Source organism: Yersinia massiliensis CCUG 53443 (assembly GCF_000312485.1).
In the GTDB taxonomy this organism is placed as follows: Bacteria; Pseudomonadota; Gammaproteobacteria; order Enterobacterales; family Enterobacteriaceae; genus Yersinia; species Yersinia massiliensis.
In genome coordinates this window covers 56,467-73,156 of sequence record NZ_HE997646.1, presented here as the reverse complement: position 1 = coordinate 73,156, position 16,690 = coordinate 56,467, and the positions used below count along the sequence as shown (strand labels likewise).

Genomic DNA, 16,690 nt, shown 5'->3' with positions numbered 1-16,690 from the left:
AAGGATCCGCTCTTGAGGAAAATAAGCGGCTAACTATCAATAAGCGGCTAACTATCAATAAGTGGCTAACTATAAGCAAAAGGGCGGGGGACTGCTACTTTATCCGTGCTATTGGTGTTGCAAAGCGATACCTGCCAGCGGAATGACCGCCAGCAGGAGAAGCTCGAGGGCAATTATTCCGTCATGCCCAATTGCTGCTTTCCGATTGCCGTCAAATTATCGCGGGTGGCTCTGCCGGTGAAATCGACTTCAAAATCATCGGCGGCAAAGTCCGGTGGTGAACGCCCATCGATAAAACTGGCTAACTGGCGTGGTAAATAGGCGGCGTTTTTTTCGCACCATGGCGCGGCGGCGATATACATCACGTTGCTATCAAATTCGCCATTATGTTCATTCTCTACCGAATGAATCACGTCGCAGTGCCAAAATACGGTGTCACCGGCTTCTAAATCAGGAATAGGGGAAATGGCTTCCATTAAAAGAGGATGCCACTGTTCACTTGCCGATAACGCGCGCCCGGGTGCCGCACCACAGAGATCATCGTCAGCCACATCATCCTGAATGGCACGCAGCAAAATATAGGCCATGGCGTTAGCGATAGGGATAACGTTTAACGTCCCCGCATGGGTCCGTTGAGGCGTCAAGGCGGTCCAACCTTGGAAAGTACGAAACATCGAACACACCGCCGGTGAGGGGAACTCACGTACTTCTGGGCGGCCCTCTGCGGCGAAAGGATCATACTTTTGCCATTCACCTGAGAATACATGACGGTAGACATGGCGGAAATTCTCATCCAGCCAGCGCTCAATCGAACCGCCATCGACATGGGGTGATAAGCCGAGTGAGGAGGATTTTGGCGGACGACGGCGTGTCCGATCGGCGTAAGTGACGACACGATTAGCATCAAAATGTTGCTTGCCGTGGCTCTCGGTTTGCCACAAATTATTCAAGAACACTTGCACCGCATTCATGCGTTTGTCCTGACGGGCTTCAACTTGCGGTGTTGACCAGTAAATACCGTAAATCTGCGGTTTGCTGGCCGCAAGAGTACCGAAGTAATTATCTTCGGCGGCATTTTTCAGGCGCTCAACAAAATTATTTCGCGCTAAATAGTCACCAATTTCACGGTTCCAGCCGGCGGCTTTTTCTTGGGGGAATACACCGAGGATGGCACAGCATCCCCGTTGTTTTATTTGCGCTTTTTGTTCATCAGTGACTTTACCGTTGATAATGTCATCGGCATGAATACGTGGAACAGGGTTCTCTCCCTGCGCTAAACTACGACGGATCTCGGTCACTTGTTGGCGAATATTCTCTTCTACCGCGCGGAATACCTGCTGATAGTTGGGTAATGCCTGACGTAATTGCTGTTTCACCGTTTTGATTGCTGCGGGAATGTCGTCTATTTGTAATGAAGCCATAATGTTGATTCTCCGATAGCGGTAGGGTTAGGTAGGTGACTACGATTCGGTGTGGCTGGCCATTTGTGTATTTTTTGTTATCTTGAAGTAAACATTATTCAAGTAAAATGGAGAAGAATAAAGGGATGAGGTTATGACAAAATTTCCCCTTTAATTTTTGTTCCTCTTTTTATCACTGATACCTGCAATTTGAGAGAAAAATGGCGCCTGTTATTCCCATGTTTGGTCGTGCTGCGATATCACTGAAAACACCAAGACTGACGCTCGATAGCCTGAGTGAGCAGGATTGGCCGCTGTTTTTGCGTTTATATCAAGACCCCGAAGTACAACGTTTTATTGCTGATCCGATGGATTTAGCTGAAATTCGTACTCGGTTTGAATCACGCGTCATGCCATGGGAAAAGACGGCCAGCCATTGGTTATGTCTGGTTATCCGCGAAAGAGAAAGTGGTCAATCAGTGGGGCTAACGGGTTTTCTTCCCGAATGGTCGCCACTTCAACAAGCTGAGGTGGGGTATGCCATGTTGCCCTCTTTTCAGGGCCAAGGTTTTGCCAAAGAATCACTGATGGCGGTGCTGGCGTTTGGTTTCCAGCAATGCTTATTCCATAAAATGAAGGCGACGGTGACGGTCGGTAATGATGCTTCGCGGAGGTTGCTCGAGCGCTGCGGTTTCCAGTTGGAAGGCACGTTGCGTGATAACTATTTGCTGGGCGGTCAATGGTGCGATGACTGGGTCTTAGGACTACTGGCGGATGAGTTTCAGCCAGCGTCGCTTTGAGGGGCATCGTTTATTGAAGACCATCATCACTTCTGCGATGACTGTCATTTCTTGCTGATATCATTTATCCGACCCTATCAACGATTCATCTACATCAACTTATCCGATGAGTGAGATTTTTATCATCGGCTACTCGACAGTATTACGGCGCTGGGATATGTTCATCAACAGACCATTTTATGGTCAGCGTCGCTCGGATGGTCCGGGCGCTAACGTATCCCGAGGAATTTATGGCTGAATACCCTTCCAAACGTCGTTTTACCCGAATCGAACGTCTTCCCCCTTATGTTTTCAATATTACTTCTGAGCTAAAAATGGCGGCGCGCCGTCGTGGTGAAGACATTATTGATTTCAGTATGGGTAATCCCGATGGCCCGACACCGCCCCATATTGTTGAGAAAATGTGCAGTGTCGCGCAGCGTGAAGACACCCATGGCTATTCAACTTCCCGAGGGATCCCTCGCTTGCGCAGGGCCATTTCCCGCTGGTACGCCGATCGCTACCAAGTGGATATTGATCCCGACAGCGAAGCGATTGTCACGATTGGTTCGAAAGAGGGGCTAGCGCACCTGATGCTAGCGACGCTGGATCATGGCGATACCGTGCTAGTACCCAACCCGAGCTACCCGATCCATATTTATGGGGCGGTGATTGCTGGGGCACAAGTCCGTTCGGTACCCCTGGCTGAGGGCGTCGATTTCTTTGGCGAGTTGGAGCGCGCGATCCGCGAAACCATCCCTAAGCCAAAAATGATGATCCTTGGCTTCCCCTCTAACCCGACGGCGCAGTGTGTTGAGTTAGACTTTTTTGAGCGGGTCGTGGCGCTCGCGAAGCAATATGACGTGCTGGTGGTACATGATTTGGCTTACGCCGACATTGTGTACGATGGCTGGAAAGCGCCGTCAATCATGCAGGTTCCTGGTGCGAAAGACATTGCTGTTGAGTTTTTCACTCTCTCCAAAAGCTACAATATGGCCGGTTGGCGTATTGGTTTTATGGTCGGGAATCCGGAATTGGTCAGTGCGTTGGCGCGGATTAAGAGTTATCACGACTATGGCACTTTTACCCCGTTACAAGTTGCAGCCATTGCGGCGCTGGAAGGGGATCAACAGTGTGTGCGAGATATCGCCGAGCAATACCGCCAGCGCCGTAACGCCTTGGTGCGCGGATTGCACGAAGCAGGTTGGATGGTCGAAAATCCGAAAGCCTCAATGTATGTTTGGGCTAAAATTCCTGAACCTTACGCGCACTTAGGGTCACTTGAATTTGCCAAACGTCTGCTATCTGAAGCAAAAGTGTGTGTCTCGCCGGGGATTGGTTTTGGTGATTACGGTGATACCCATGTTCGCTTTGCTTTGATTGAGAACCAAGACCGAATTCGTCAGGCTGTGCGCGGAATTAAAAGTATGTTTCGCGCCGATGGTTTGCTGAAACCCAATAAATCGGTACCGGACGAAACAGCTTAAAATCTCTTTCTAGGTTTCATCGCTATGCTGGTTAGTGACTTGAGGTGACTGGCCAGCATAAAATCACGCTCTTCAACATGTTATCTGTCTTGCCTTAATGTTCTCTTCAGCAGTAATACACCATACTCATTATTAATGACGCTATTTATTGTGATATTTCGGAGTGTGTGGCTATGAGAGATCGCTATTCGTTACCCCAAATCACCCTGCATTGGCTCACGTTATTGATGTTAATTTTGACCTATGCCGCGATGTTGCTCAGCGACAGTGTGCCGGATGAGGATCGAACATTAGTCAAAAACCTACATTTCAATTTTGGCATTTCCGTGTGGTTACTGATGCTGATACGGCTTTGGCTACGCCATCGAAATGTGACTCCCGCTATCACCCCAAAATTACCGGATTGGCAACTTTTAGGTGCGCATATTTTGCATTGGGGACTGTATCTGATGTTCTTATCGCTGCCGATATTAGGCGTCTTGGCACAAGCCTACGGCGGGAAAACGTGGTTTTTTCTGGGCTGGCAAGTGCCGCAATGGGTCACACCTAATGATGACGCACGCGTCTATCTCAAGCAGACTCATGAGTTAATTGCCAATTTAGGCTATTTTGTCATCGGGGTTCATGTGTTGGCGGCGCTTTATCATCACTATATTCGCCGTGATAATACACTGCGCAGAATGATGCCAGGTAAATAATGAGGCTAGGTAAATGGTCTAGAGCGGCGGAAATGATAAAGGGCGCAAATACGCCCTTTATACGATGTCAGGTAATGGATGGCTTGAGTGAAATTTACTCAACCATCATCATAAAGGTGCCAATCCAAACCACCAGCATGATTGAGATACCCATAAAGAAATATTTCACTGAACAACTCCCCTTGGAGCTACCTCGCCAGTCACGATCCCGATTGCTGCGCTGAGTATCAAAAGTAGATGAATAGGATCGCGCTAATGTAAGCCCAACAGGGGGAACTGACAATACTCTAATTTTATGCATTAGATCACAATTTTGCATGCCAATAGCAAAATTCGTTAGCCAATGTATTGAAGTGTGAAGCGAATAACGTTTTTTTTAATTCTCACCGAATAACAAATTGTTACCATCAAGGCCAAATTTAAAACTCATCAAATAAGGCAAAACCTATCCGCTGATTTTCCGCACTGCGACGTCCGCTTCAAAACCGAGCAGATAAAGTGCCTGCTCCAAGGCTTCCACTTTGGAGGCGTAATACACATCCAGCAGACGATCCATTTGCGCTGCATTCAAACCGAGCTTCCGGGCCAGATCGGCTTTACGGGTTTGGGTCGCGAGCATCGCATTGTGCAATTCTGCTTTCAAACGCACTAAAATGGGAACGTGAACCGCAATGTCATCTGATTGCAGCGCTGAAGGTGCTGGAACAGGGCGACGCTCCTCCATCTCTGCGGCAATACCATTCTTAATTCCCTCCTGCGCTTCCAGCTCAATATCTTCCAAGGAGTAAGTCACAGAGGCCAGTTCAGGAAAGTCGCGATACAGAATGTGGTATTCACCGCTGGCTTCATCAAAGGTATAACTGGCGGGGTAGTGGAACATGGTGTCACTCCTGTGGTAAACGCGGAACGCAAAGTAGTGGCATTGTACTGGTATCAGCAAGGTCTGGGGATTTATTTGATGTTTTTATCCTAGCGCCGGTGAGCGGTACCAATAGTGAACAATATTAGTCATAAAATTATGCCAAATATTATGGCCATTTTCATTCAAAGATAGGATTAACTTAACGGATGATTTGCTGAATTTTAAGTGATATTTATTTGAGGAAATTATGCTGATTATATCCATTTATCTGCGTAACTGAATAAACAAAATAAGTGAGAGATATTGACCCCTGATAAGATTGTGGAAAGTGCGTTATTTAAGTTTTTTCTTATCATAAATGGGCCTAAATAACACAATAATTGTTAATTAAATCACAGTTTCTATTTTAATCTCCTTGGTTGCTTGTATTCATTTTCTAACCTGTTAGGGTTGTGAACAAGTAAGTTAGGATTGTTACTGTCTAACAGGCAAAACCTAAATCTCTGGCGATGTTGGCTCTAAGTCATCACGTCGCCAGAGATTTAGGTTTTTTTTTGTCTTTCAAATCAGCCGATGCAACAAGCTGGCAGCAGCTCGCATCCTCGGTAACGTGACAGAGAATGATGTGATGAAATATGAACAACTGGCGAAAGAGATTATTGAAAATGTGGGTGGCCGAGAGAATGTGGTTAGCTTGGTGCATTGCGCTACCCGTCTGCGTTTCAAACTCAGGGATCATAGCCTGGCGCAAGCTGAGAAGTTAAAACGTTCACCCGATATTATCATGGTGGTTGAGAGTGGCGGGCAGTTTCAAGTGGTGGTGGGTAGCCATGTATCTGATGTGTTTAACGCGATTAACCAACTTGCAAATTTACAGTCGGGAGATAATGCGTCAACAACCAAAGCTGCCAAAGGGAACCTGCTGAACCAATTTATCGATATTGTTTCTGGTATTTTTACGCCGATCCTTGGCGTGATGGCGGCAACAGGGATTTTAAAAGGGCTGCTCTCACTTGCATTAGCGTTACATTGGACCACTGATGATAGCGGGACCTATTTAATACTGTTTGCTTGTGCAGATTCTTTATTCTTCTTTTTACCGATAATGTTGGGATACACCGCCAGTAAAAAATTTGGTAGTAATCCGTTTATCGCCATGGCCATTGGCGGGGCTTTAATTCATCCCTCAATTATTGAAGCCTTTAATAGCGGTGTGACGGAATATTTCTTAGGGATACCCATTACCTTTATTAATTACAGCAGTTCTGTGATGCCGATTATTTTTGCCGCTTGGGTCAGTGGCAAGTTAGAAAATAGACTGAATAGTCTTTTTCACAGCGCGATCAAAAATATGTTCACCCCGCTGTTTGCCTTGGTGATCACCGGTACGCTGACGTTTTTATTGATTGGCCCCGTGACCACCAAAGCGGCGATGCTGCTTGCTGATGGTTACCTGTTCCTCTATCACGCTAACCCTATTATTGCGGGCGCGTTTATGGGGGCAGTCTGGCAGATATTAGTCATCTTCGGCTTGCATTGGGGCCTGATCCCTATCGCGTTGAACAATTTAAGCACCGTTAAATATGACACCTTAATGCCCCTGCTACTGCCTGCGGTGTTTGGCCAAGTCGGCGCATCACTGGGCGTCATGTTACGTACTCGCGATGCCCGCTTAAAAACCTTATCAGGGTCTGCCGTACTGGCAGGGATCTTTGGTATCACCGAGCCCGCGGTTTATGGCGTGACATTACCTAATAGAAAACCGTTTATTTTCGGCTGTATCGGTGGTGCTATTGGCGGGGCCATTATTGGCTACTATCAAAGCACAATTTACTCCTTTGGTTTGGTCAGCATCTTCAGCTTTGCACAGATTATCCCGCCCACTGGCTTCGATGCGACCGTCACGGGGGTGATCATCGGTACCTTGCTCTCCTTCACATTTGCTGCCGTCATGAGCTATCTCTTCGGCCTTAAGCAACCCGACCCCGTACTGGCTGACACGACCGCCGAGCCACAGCATCAAGAGAACCGCAATATCACTCTCGCTAGCCCAATGAGTGGTCAAGTGGTTGCGCTCACTGACGTTAAAGACCCTACCTTTGCGAGTGAGTTGATGGGGCAAGGCATCGCCCTGTTTCCCAGTGAAGGGCAAGTATTCTCACCGGTTAATGGTGTTGTGGAGTCATTGTTTAAAACCCATCACGCTATCGGTATCAAAAGTGATGAGGGGGCCGAGATTTTGATTCACGTGGGTATTGATACCGTCAAACTCGATGGTCAGTACTTCACCGCACATGTGCAAAAAGACAGCCGAGTCCAGCAAGGTGACCTACTGCTGACCTTTGATTGCGAGAAAATTAGCGCTGCGGGATATGACCTGACGACCCCGATCATCATTACTAACAGCGAAGATTACAGTGCAGTGGTGCCATTGCAGGCACAAACCGTCACCGCACGAACGTCACTGATCACATTAGTGAATTGAATTTAACCAAGAAAAATACAGGAGCGACCATGGCACATCTATTTCCAGCAGACTTTTTATGGGGCGGAGCAGTGGCAGCTAATCAGGTTGAGGGTGCCTATTTAGCGGATGGCAAAGGGCTATCAACCTCAGATTTGCAACAGCAAGGGATTTTCGGCCCTATCGTTGAACGGACACCGGGCGACCGTGAAGGCATCAAAGATGTTGCTATCGATTTTTACCATCGCTATCCACAGGATATCGCGCTGTTTGCCGAAATGGGGTTCAAATGCCTGCGAACCTCTATTGCTTGGACGCGTATTTTTCCCAACGGCGATGAAGAAACGCCGAATGAGGCAGGGTTAGCATTTTACGATCGCTTGTTCGACGAAATGAAGAAATACGGTATTGAGCCGCTGATTACGCTTTCGCACTATGAAATGCCCTATGCGTTGGTCAAAAACTATGGGGGTTGGGGGAATCGGAAAGTGATCGGTTTCTTCGAGCGCTATGCGCGCACGGTCTTCACCCGCTACCAGCATAAAGTGAAACACTGGCTCACGTTTAACGAGATCAATATGTCACTGCACGCGCCATTCACTGGCGTTGGGTTGGCAGAGGGCAGTTCGAAACAAGAAATTTATCAGGCGATCCACCACCAACTGGTTGCCAGCGCGCTGGCAGTCAAAGCCTGCCATGACATTAATCCTGAAGCCAAAATAGGGAATATGTTACTGGGTGCCATTGCTTATCCACTGACTAGCCGTCCAGAGGATGTATTTGCCGCGCATCAGGAAAATAATCATTGGTTGTTCTTCGGCGATGTTCAAGTGCGCGGGTATTATCCTCCCTACATGCATCGTTATTTCCGCGAGTCGGGGATTACCCTGAACATTACTGAGGAGGATCGTCAGGCGCTGAAATCAACCGTCGATTTTATCTCATTCAGTTACTATATGAGTTGCTGCGCCACCGATGATGACTCGCAGAAACTGAAAGGCAATATTTTGGATATGGTGCCTAATCCTCATTTACAGGCATCTGAATGGGGTTGGCAAATTGACCCACTCGGCATGCGTTACCTGCTGAATTTCCTCTCCGACCGCTATCAAAAACCGTTATTTATTGTTGAAAACGGCCTCGGTGCCAAAGATCGTTTGGAAGCTGATGGCAGTATTAATGACGACTACCGCATCAACTATATGAATGATCATTTGGTCCAAATCCATGAAGCAATGGAAGACGGCGTTGATGTGATGGGGTACACCAGTTGGGGACCGATTGATTTGGTCAGTGCCTCGAAGGCAGAAATGGCTAAACGCTACGGCTTTATTTATGTTGATCGGGATGATAGTGGTCAAGGTTCGCTTGAGCGTTATCGTAAAAAAAGCTTCTTCTGGTATCAGTCGGTTATCAATAGCCAAGGAGGCACATTGAAATAATCGCGTGGATGACGCCGCAATGATTATTGTGGCGTCAAAACTCATAGGTGAAATAACGCGGTTGTCTCATTTAAAGCAATAACAGATTGCAGGAGGGTCTTTCAAATAATAGAAGATTCTCCCTTCACTTATATATTAAACAATCCGATTTGTCGGGGTTAAATAGACACATCTGTCATTTGTTGTGTGACAGATAATATCACTTGATAGAGACGTTAATAATAATCGAGTGAATAACGACTTTGTATTTTTATTAAATATCGCACTGGGAATTATTATGATAAAAAAACTCTGTACCAAACATTCGTTGCTGCTGCTCACTGGCGTAATCTCATTACCACTGGCAGCACAGGAAAACTCATTGTTTGCCAATCAACTGTTTGCCAATCAACTGTTTGCCAATCAACTGTTCACCGACAGTACACTGGACTTCTCCACACGTAATATGTGGAAATATTTAAACGAAGAAGAAACGGGTAAAAAGAACATCCATTCAGCTTGGGGCCAAGGTATTACGCTTGATTATAAATCCGGTTATCTGGCTGACATAATTGGTATGGATGCTTCTTACTATGGCGTTATTAAACTCGGTGCAAGTGATAACTTCGCTTCTCGTGGCATTTTATTTAACGACGGCAGATATCCAGGTGCCAATAAAGATAATGCCAGTGGATTTAATAAAGTCGGCCAACTGTATGGGAAAATGAAAGCCGGTGATGACGCATTGGGTGCCAATTTATATGGTGGCTGGAAAACACTGAATAAGTTTGGGGCGCTGACCACCTCCAATCGTGCTGCTCCCAACAGTTATCTGGGTTGGAGTGGTGACATTAATCTTGATGCCTATCGGCTACGTTTGGCTTATGTCACCAGCTCTTATAACCGTGACTCACCGGATAAAGTCTCATTTGCCACTAACGATGGTCAATCGCTCACTTATATTTTCACCGGGGACGTGCGCTATAAATCCGAAAATCTCACCGCTCAGTATTTCTATGGTGAAAGTAAAGATTACTTGCAACGACACGGTTTGGAAACCGAGTGGAATGCACTGAAAAAATTGCAAATTGGTACTCAGATTTACGGTACTGAAGGGCAAGAAAAGTGGAAGTCCATGGCGGCAAGCAAGCAGAGTTTTGATGATAGTGCTTGGCACTATGCTGTTGATGCGCGTTGGAAGGAAAAAGACTGGTTCACCAAAGTGGGCGTTGCTTACACCGATGCCAATAAGACCAACGGGATCGGCCAATTCCCCCGTCATATCAGTAAGAATTCACGTGGCACCTTTAATTCTATGGCCACGGCTGGATTGGATTATATGCGCGATGGTGAAACAACGTTTTCACTGGCAACGGGGTATAACTTAACGCCGGAATTAACCACCGGTATTTACGCTAACTATGCATTCTTTAACTTTGAAAACCAAAGTATCCATGAAAGTGAGGTTAACCTCTATGCGCGCTGGATACCCTCTCAGACACAACTGAAAGGGCTGTCTGTCTTTGTCATGGCTGGCCCTGGCTGGACCTATCAACAGCAAGGTTATCGCCCAATTCGTGGCGGTGATGGTGAGGTACAACGGGCAAAATCACTCGCTGCTGAGATAGTTATTGATTATAAATTCTCCATTTTCTGATGTTTAAAAAATAGATTCACTTGATGAGTAAGCAATATTTTTAAGCTGTGTTTTACCCTGCGAAAAATGACACAAACTAAAACTATTTAGGAAATCACCATGAAAAAGTTTTCATTATTAATCGCGTTGTTATCTTCGCTTATTTTTAGCCCTCTCACCATTCAGGCCAAAACAGTGGATGATAATACGGTCACCATTTACGTCACCCGCCATGGGAAAACCATGTTCAATACGGTTCATCGGGTTCAGGGCTGGGCTGATACCCCATTAACGGCCGCTGGCGTGACGGTAGCAGAACAACTCGGCAAAGGGCTAAAAGAGGTTGAGTTTAAAAAGGCGTATGCCAGCGATCTTGGGCGAGCGCGTCAGACTGCTCGTATCATATTGATGGCAAAAGGGCAGCCAATGGATGTGATTGAAAGTGAAAAACTGCGTGAATTCTGCTTCGGTATTTACGAAGGTGATCTTGATGCCAATATGTGGGGAGCCATTGCCACCAAGTTAGGTTATGAATCCGAAAAAGCGCTATTCGGTGATTTCGCCAATGGGAAACTGCCTTTTAGCAAAATGTTCAGTGGTGTGGCGTTAGTTGACAGTACTGGTGAGGCTGAAACCTTTGATACTGTCAAAGTGCGTATGCAGTCAGAGTTAAAAACTATCGCTGAGGAAGCGGCCGCTCAAGGTGGGGGTAACGTACTGTTGGTTTCACATGGTGCGGCTATTTTGGCCATGATATCGGACATGAGTGCAACCCCTATTGTGGCACCGCTGTCTAATGCCAGCGTGACGACGATAACTTATAAGAACGGTGAATTCACTGTGGGTAAAATAGGTGACATGAGCTATGTAGAAAAAGGTGCAACGCGTTAATTAAGCGCTGAAAAAACATAAATAGCCCTCTCTATTATGTTGAACTGCCCTCAAATGTCGGATAACAACCTGACATTTGGGGGATACTTTTAATGATATAGATATTGAACTTCACAAAAGAACATTGCACCAACGAATATTCAACATCATATTAACCTGTAACAGATATCACTCAAAACCTATCACACAATAATTCTTTTTTAATCTTAAGTTAAATTTCAATAAATAGTTCGGATTTCTCATTTCAAATTCTTTTTGACATCTGTTAATATCCCCTCCGCTATAACCCTTTTAAATCAAAGATAAAAATGACGTGTATTTGTTAATGGTAACTGTTAGTTATTGTTATCTCCCTATGTTTTAAAATGGTAATCATATTAACTTAAGTTAAATTATCACTATTTATTTCGTCCAGTTATGGTGTTCAATCTTTTATTGAGAATATTGCTTTTATGATGAAGAAAATAATGATGGCCTCTACCTTAATAACCGTTTTTTTATTAAGTGGATGTGCCACTGAGTCCTCACGGTCATTAGAAGTTGCAAAAGTGGCTTCCTATGGCACGCAATATAACGGTCCACGCAGCCCTATTTCGGTCGGTAAATTCGACAATCGTTCTAGCTACATGAGCGGGATATTCTCCGATGGTGTAGACCGCTTAGGGAACCAGTCAAAAACCATTTTGGTGACGCACTTGCAACAGACCGGTCGCTTTAACGTATTAGAGCGCACCAACATGGAAGAGCTAAAAACAGAAGCAGCTATCGCAGGGCAAAACCAACAATTGAAGGGCGCTACCTATGTCGTGACCGGCGATGTGACCGAATTTGGCCGCAAAGAGACGGGCGATCGTCAGTTGTTTGGCATTCTGGGTCGGGGTAAGTCTCAAGTAGCTTATGCCAAAGTGAACTTGAATATCGTCAATGTGAAGACTTCTGAAGTGGTGTTCTCTTCACAGGGCGCAGGCGAGTATGAACTGTCCAACCGTGAAGTGATTGGTTTTGGTGGGACAGCAAGTTACGACTCTACCTTGAATGGCAAAGTGTTGGATTTAGCTATCCGCGAAGCCGTCAACAATTTGGTGGCCGGTATTGAATCAGGTGCATGGCAGCCAACGAAGTAAAGGTTAAATGCCTTTAAATTCCTAATCACGAGTATGGATACCGCAATATGAAATTAGTGCAAAAAATATCTTTGCTACTGGCCGCTGCTGTATTGGCAGGCTGCGCAACAGCACCAAAACCTATTTACAACTGGGATAACTACCAAGCAACGATTTATGATTACTATAAATCAGATAGCAGCCCTGAAGAGCAAATTACGGCTTTAAAAGAAAATATTGAAAAGTCTCGCGCGAAAAATATGCCGGTGCCGCCAGGCCTGCATGCACATTTGGGCATGCTGTATGGCAATACTGGGCATACCGATTTAGCCATGGCTGAGTTCAATACCGAGAAGGCGGCATTCCCAGAGTCTGCGCCATTTATGGATTTCTTGATGAGCAAGGATAAAGGGGCATTTAAATGAAATCGATTTTCGCAATATGCGCGGTCATGATGGCATTGTTACTGACGGGGTGTGCTAAGCCAGTACAGCATGACTATTCAGCTTTTAAGCAAAGCAAACCCAAAAGTATCTTGGTGCTGTTGCCGCAAAACCAATCACCTGAAGTGGCTGCTAGCCATGGCATGTTATCTCAGGTCACGCTTCCATTATCTGAAGCGGGTTATTACGTGTTGCCAGTCGCGGTGGTAGAAGAGACATTTAAGCAAAATGGCATGACAAACGCAGGTGACATCAGTGCGGCTAGCCCAGCTAAATTGCATAAAATCTTTGGTGCAGATGCGGTGCTCTATATTACCGTGGTGCAATATGGCACTTCTTATCAAATCATCACCAGTGATACTCGCGTAACAGCGAATGCTAAATTGGTCGATTTGAGAAATGGTCAATTGCTGTGGAGTGGCAGTGCGACGGCATCGAGCAATGAGGGTGATAATTCATCGGGTGGCATCATTGGTATGCTGGTTCAAGCCGCAGTATCCCAAATAAGCAATACCTTGACCGATCGTAGCCACGATATTGCCGGTGTCACGAGCGCTCGCATGCTGACTGCGGGAACACCTAACGGTATTTTGTATGGTCCGCGTTCACCAATGTACGGTAAAGAAGCTCACTAAGCCTCTTTAGTTCATATGCCCCCTAAACGAGCAGGGGGCATTTATTTTATCTTTCGCCTAAAACGATCGATCGCTAAAAATAATCGATCGCTAAAAATAATCCTTCTCCTAAATCAATCCTTCATTTTTGTTCAATTAGCTGCATCTCTAGCGCAACGGCAGGGCATCTAAAGGTGCATTCGCCACAACCATCACAAAGGTCATCAATCAGTATTGGTGGTTGTTGAGTTTGCCACTGCAAGGCGTGTTTCTCACAATAATCAGCACAACTATCACAATAGAGATAACTGTTTTGGCAGGTGTTTTTTACCACGGGTCGTGCGGCGATAACGTATGAGGAGGGGGATAATGCATCCGTTTGGCAGACCCTGTTGCAGGCATGACAACGGCGACAATATTGTGTGGAAAAATCTAACTCTGGCCGCTGGTTCACCACCACGATTAAACTTTCGCTACAGGCATCGGCACAAGCGCGACAGCCAGTACAACGCTGGAGGAAAAGATGCTCTGCTACAGCACCAGGTGGCCGAATGGCTGTCGTAGCGGGGAGCGTTGATGAGTGAGCGTCAAGAGGCTGAGCGCCTTTTAACAGCCCACGGAACAGCCCCCGCCGGCTGATAGTGCGGCTTTCCATGTAAGCTTTATAGTAGCGCTCGTCTTTTATCATTGTTCTCTATTGCCGCTATTTTATGTTCAGCGAAACCATGTTCATCGAAACGATGTTCAACGAAAGAATGGGTAAGACTGGGGCTGTAAGCCCAATTCGGTTTGCAGAGTTTTCAGATAACACTCGCAAATAGCGGCCAATATCGGATAGACCTGATGTTCGGTCCGGGCATTTTTGACAAACTCAAGGTAGCGATAAGCCCACGGCAGTAAATGCTCGGTAAGCAACGTAGTTGCGGCTTCGCTCGGGGGCTGTTTATCAGCGTCTTGTTTCGATGGATGTTGTTTTGTTGAAAATTGCTCCAGCAAATATACCCAAGCCAAGAGCATCAAGCCAAACTGATCTTCTGGCTCACGGATGGCGCTTTGGCTTGCCAATCCTAGTCCAGCTAGAAACTCGCGATATCGCAGGGTACTGGCTCCCATCAAGCAATTTTCTTTGTCTAAATAAACTGATCCCCAAGGCGGGGCGGGCATCTCGCCTTGCCCTTCAAACAGAATCGAAAAATCATATTCCAGTGCTTCGGGGTTAATATCGTGTAGTTGCTGGCAATATTGTGCAATTTCAACCCGATCCGGCCAAGGAAAATACTCGGTGATTTGTGGTAATAACGGCCAAAGCTGCCGCGCGGTTTCGGACTGTGGAGGAGAGTAAAAAAGTACGCCTAAAATACGTGGCAGTGTCGTCACTAATAACGTCAAAATGATCTCTCTTTAGGCTCTATTAGCTAAGCTTGGATGAGCCGCTGGTGGCCCATCCATGGTTGAACTATAAGCGAATAAAATCAAAAAATTAGGTTACATTGGCACTTGCCAAAGGTTATAAAAAGCAATACGTCCAGCCAGTTCGCCAATCACTAACACCGAAGCACTGACCGCCAGTGTGGCCCGTGGGATCCTATCTTTGAGCAGTGCCGCGGCAGCTACAAAAATACCCAATGTCAGCAGTAAAATTTGGACACCCCAAAACCAGGCTTGCTGGCTACTGAGGTCTACGGCACTTTGCCCGAGGAAGCTGAGATAACCGGGCTTATTCACCAATGTGACAATCGCACCGATGAGCAGGGCTGTCGCACCTAACTGGCGAGCACCCGCCAGCATGGCAAATGCACCGCCGCCGACCAGCACCGTCATCCACAATTGCAGCGAAGTGTAGGACGTATCCCAGTTTGGCACGGTTGTCAGTTGGTATACCTCGGTAATTGACCAAGCAAAGGCGAGCCCAAATATCACCGTAGCCACATTGAACAGGCCTGCCAGTACGGTATTTTTGACGATGACTGAGAAAAAGACGGTGCCGCAGGCCATGGCAACAAACAGACCACTGAGCAGAATTTCGTTACTCATTGGCGAGCGGCCGACTCCCATCAACATGGTGGCAGCCCTCAGCGGTTGCCCAACGTGTAATGTGCCGACGATCAGGCCCACCATCATCAATATCAGTCCGATAATATTGGCGTGTTTTAGCTGTAATGCAGTCGTCATGCCGAGTTTATGGCTCATTAGCGCCAGTGCAAACAACCCGACGGCGGTTTGCCCCAGCACCGTGAAAAATACTAAGGGTAATTCATGCATTTTATACCTCCGCCGGATTTTGGATGCGGCCTGATGTGTCGCCGGATGGTTTGGCATCACGATGAGCTCTAATGACCAAATTAGGCTGTGTCAGATGCGCGTGTGGTAACGGCGCAACGGCATTGGTTTCACCGTACTTATCTCTTAATCGGGTGATGTCATCGAAATCGAGCGCACGTTGTGGGCAAGATTCGACGCAAACGGGCTTATGCCCTTCAGCCACCCGCTGATAGCAGCCATCACATTTGGTCATCAGTTTTTTCGTGGCATCAAATTGTGGTGCGCCATACGGACAACGCATTTCACAATAGCGGCAGCCGACGCAGAGGTCTTGATTGACCACCACCAAACCGTCTTCCTCACGTTTATGCATGGCACCGGTTGGGCAGCCGGTCACACAAGTGGGAGATGAGCAGTGATTGCAGGCAATCGATAAATAGTAATTGAACACGTTTTGCACCCAGATATTGCCTTGCTGGGCCCAACTTCCACCACCATATTCATACACGCGGCGCAGCTTTGGCCCGAGGTCCAAGTTCTTTTCATCCTTGCAACTGATCTGGCAGGTTTTACAGCCCGTGCATTTGGTTGAATCGACAAAAAAACCATATTGCTTCATTTTTCAGATCC

17 protein-coding genes are annotated in these 16,690 nt (G+C 46.6%); 10 read left to right on the top strand and 7 right to left on the bottom strand.

All coding sequences use genetic code 11. From position 1 onward, the window contains the following. Positions 1–173: 173 nt before the first annotated feature. On the bottom strand, positions 174–1,421 hold the full coding sequence (locus BN68_RS15115) for a DUF1479 domain-containing protein (RefSeq protein WP_019212009.1): 1,248 nt from the start codon (positions 1,419–1,421) through the stop codon (positions 174–176). A gap of 218 nt (positions 1,422–1,639) precedes the next feature. Here BN68_RS15115 and BN68_RS15110 point away from each other — a divergent pair, with 218 nt between their 5' ends. The 3 genes from BN68_RS15110 to BN68_RS15100 all read left to right on the top strand — a co-directional run bounded on the left by BN68_RS15110 (position 1,640) and on the right by BN68_RS15100 (position 4,364). Continuing rightward, complete coding sequence (locus BN68_RS15110) at positions 1,640–2,200, top strand: GNAT family N-acetyltransferase (RefSeq protein WP_051144572.1); 561 nt, start codon at positions 1,640–1,642, stop codon at positions 2,198–2,200. Positions 2,201–2,430: 230 nt separating this feature from the next. Then, positions 2,431–3,666 carry an alanine transaminase gene (gene alaC / locus BN68_RS15105; protein ID WP_019212007.1) on the top strand — a complete coding sequence of 412 codons (1,236 nt, stop codon included), beginning with the start codon at positions 2,431–2,433 and terminating at the stop codon, positions 3,664–3,666. 173 nt (positions 3,667–3,839) lie between these two features. Beyond that, entirely contained in the window at positions 3,840–4,364 is a 525-nt protein-coding gene (locus BN68_RS15100) for a cytochrome b (protein ID WP_019212006.1), read from the top strand. A 94-nt stretch (positions 4,365–4,458) separates the two neighbouring features. Here the strand turns inward: BN68_RS15100 and ypdK are convergent, their stop codons facing one another. Together ypdK and BN68_RS15090 are read right to left on the bottom strand one after the other, a co-directional pair. Continuing rightward, complete coding sequence (gene ypdK, locus BN68_RS23990; RefSeq protein WP_099460453.1) at positions 4,459–4,533, bottom strand: membrane protein YpdK; 75 nt, start codon at positions 4,531–4,533, stop codon at positions 4,459–4,461. 276 nt (positions 4,534–4,809) lie between these two features. Beyond that, complete coding sequence (locus BN68_RS15090) at positions 4,810–5,244, bottom strand: type II toxin-antitoxin system HicB family antitoxin (RefSeq protein ID WP_019212004.1); 435 nt, start codon at positions 5,242–5,244, stop codon at positions 4,810–4,812. Positions 5,245–5,854: 610 nt separating this feature from the next. Here BN68_RS15090 and bglF point away from each other — a divergent pair. The 7 genes from bglF to BN68_RS15055 all read left to right on the top strand — a co-directional run bounded on the left by bglF (position 5,855) and on the right by BN68_RS15055 (position 13,819). After that, complete coding sequence (gene bglF / locus BN68_RS15085) at positions 5,855–7,711, top strand: PTS beta-glucoside transporter subunit IIABC (RefSeq protein WP_019212003.1); 1,857 nt, start codon at positions 5,855–5,857, stop codon at positions 7,709–7,711. Between the two features lie 29 nt (positions 7,712–7,740). Next, the gene (locus BN68_RS15080) at positions 7,741–9,132 is read left to right on the top strand and encodes a glycoside hydrolase family 1 protein (RefSeq protein WP_019212002.1); all 1,392 of its coding nucleotides are present in this window, start codon (positions 7,741–7,743) and stop codon (positions 9,130–9,132) included. 277 nt (positions 9,133–9,409) lie between these two features. Next, positions 9,410–10,768 (top strand): OprD family outer membrane porin, encoded by a 1,359-nt coding sequence (locus BN68_RS15075; RefSeq protein WP_019212001.1) that lies wholly within the window; start codon positions 9,410–9,412, stop codon positions 10,766–10,768. Positions 10,769–10,867: 99 nt separating this feature from the next. Then, entirely contained in the window at positions 10,868–11,638 is a 771-nt protein-coding gene (locus BN68_RS15070) for a histidine phosphatase family protein (protein ID WP_019212000.1), read from the top strand. Positions 11,639–12,090: 452 nt separating this feature from the next. Further along, positions 12,091–12,762, top strand: a complete 672-nt coding sequence (locus tag BN68_RS15065) for a CsgG/HfaB family protein (RefSeq protein ID WP_042806846.1) — start codon at positions 12,091–12,093, stop codon at positions 12,760–12,762. 47 nt (positions 12,763–12,809) lie between these two features. Continuing rightward, a complete protein-coding gene (locus BN68_RS15060) occupies positions 12,810–13,166 on the top strand; it encodes a DUF4810 domain-containing protein (protein ID WP_019211998.1) in 357 nt (118 codons plus the stop codon). Continuing rightward, on the top strand, positions 13,163–13,819 hold the full coding sequence (locus BN68_RS15055; RefSeq protein ID WP_019211997.1) for a DUF799 domain-containing protein: 657 nt from the start codon (positions 13,163–13,165) through the stop codon (positions 13,817–13,819). The genes BN68_RS15060 and BN68_RS15055 overlap by 4 nt, the downstream gene beginning before the upstream one ends. A gap of 121 nt (positions 13,820–13,940) precedes the next feature. Here the strand turns inward: BN68_RS15055 and BN68_RS15050 are convergent, their stop codons facing one another. The 4 genes from BN68_RS15050 to BN68_RS15035 form a co-directional block, all read right to left on the bottom strand. Next, the gene (locus BN68_RS15050; RefSeq protein WP_019211996.1) at positions 13,941–14,486 is read right to left on the bottom strand and encodes a 4Fe-4S dicluster domain-containing protein; all 546 of its coding nucleotides are present in this window, start codon (positions 14,484–14,486) and stop codon (positions 13,941–13,943) included. A 56-nt stretch (positions 14,487–14,542) separates the two neighbouring features. After that, entirely contained in the window at positions 14,543–15,187 is a 645-nt protein-coding gene (locus BN68_RS15045) for a TorD/DmsD family molecular chaperone (RefSeq protein WP_019211995.1), read from the bottom strand. 96 nt (positions 15,188–15,283) lie between these two features. Continuing rightward, positions 15,284–16,060 (bottom strand): dimethyl sulfoxide reductase anchor subunit family protein, encoded by a 777-nt coding sequence (locus BN68_RS15040; RefSeq protein ID WP_019211994.1) that lies wholly within the window; start codon positions 16,058–16,060, stop codon positions 15,284–15,286. A gap of 1 nt (position 16,061) precedes the next feature. Beyond that, a complete protein-coding gene (locus BN68_RS15035; protein WP_019211993.1) occupies positions 16,062–16,679 on the bottom strand; it encodes a DMSO/selenate family reductase complex B subunit in 618 nt (205 codons plus the stop codon). Between the last annotated feature and the right edge of the window lie 11 nt (positions 16,680–16,690).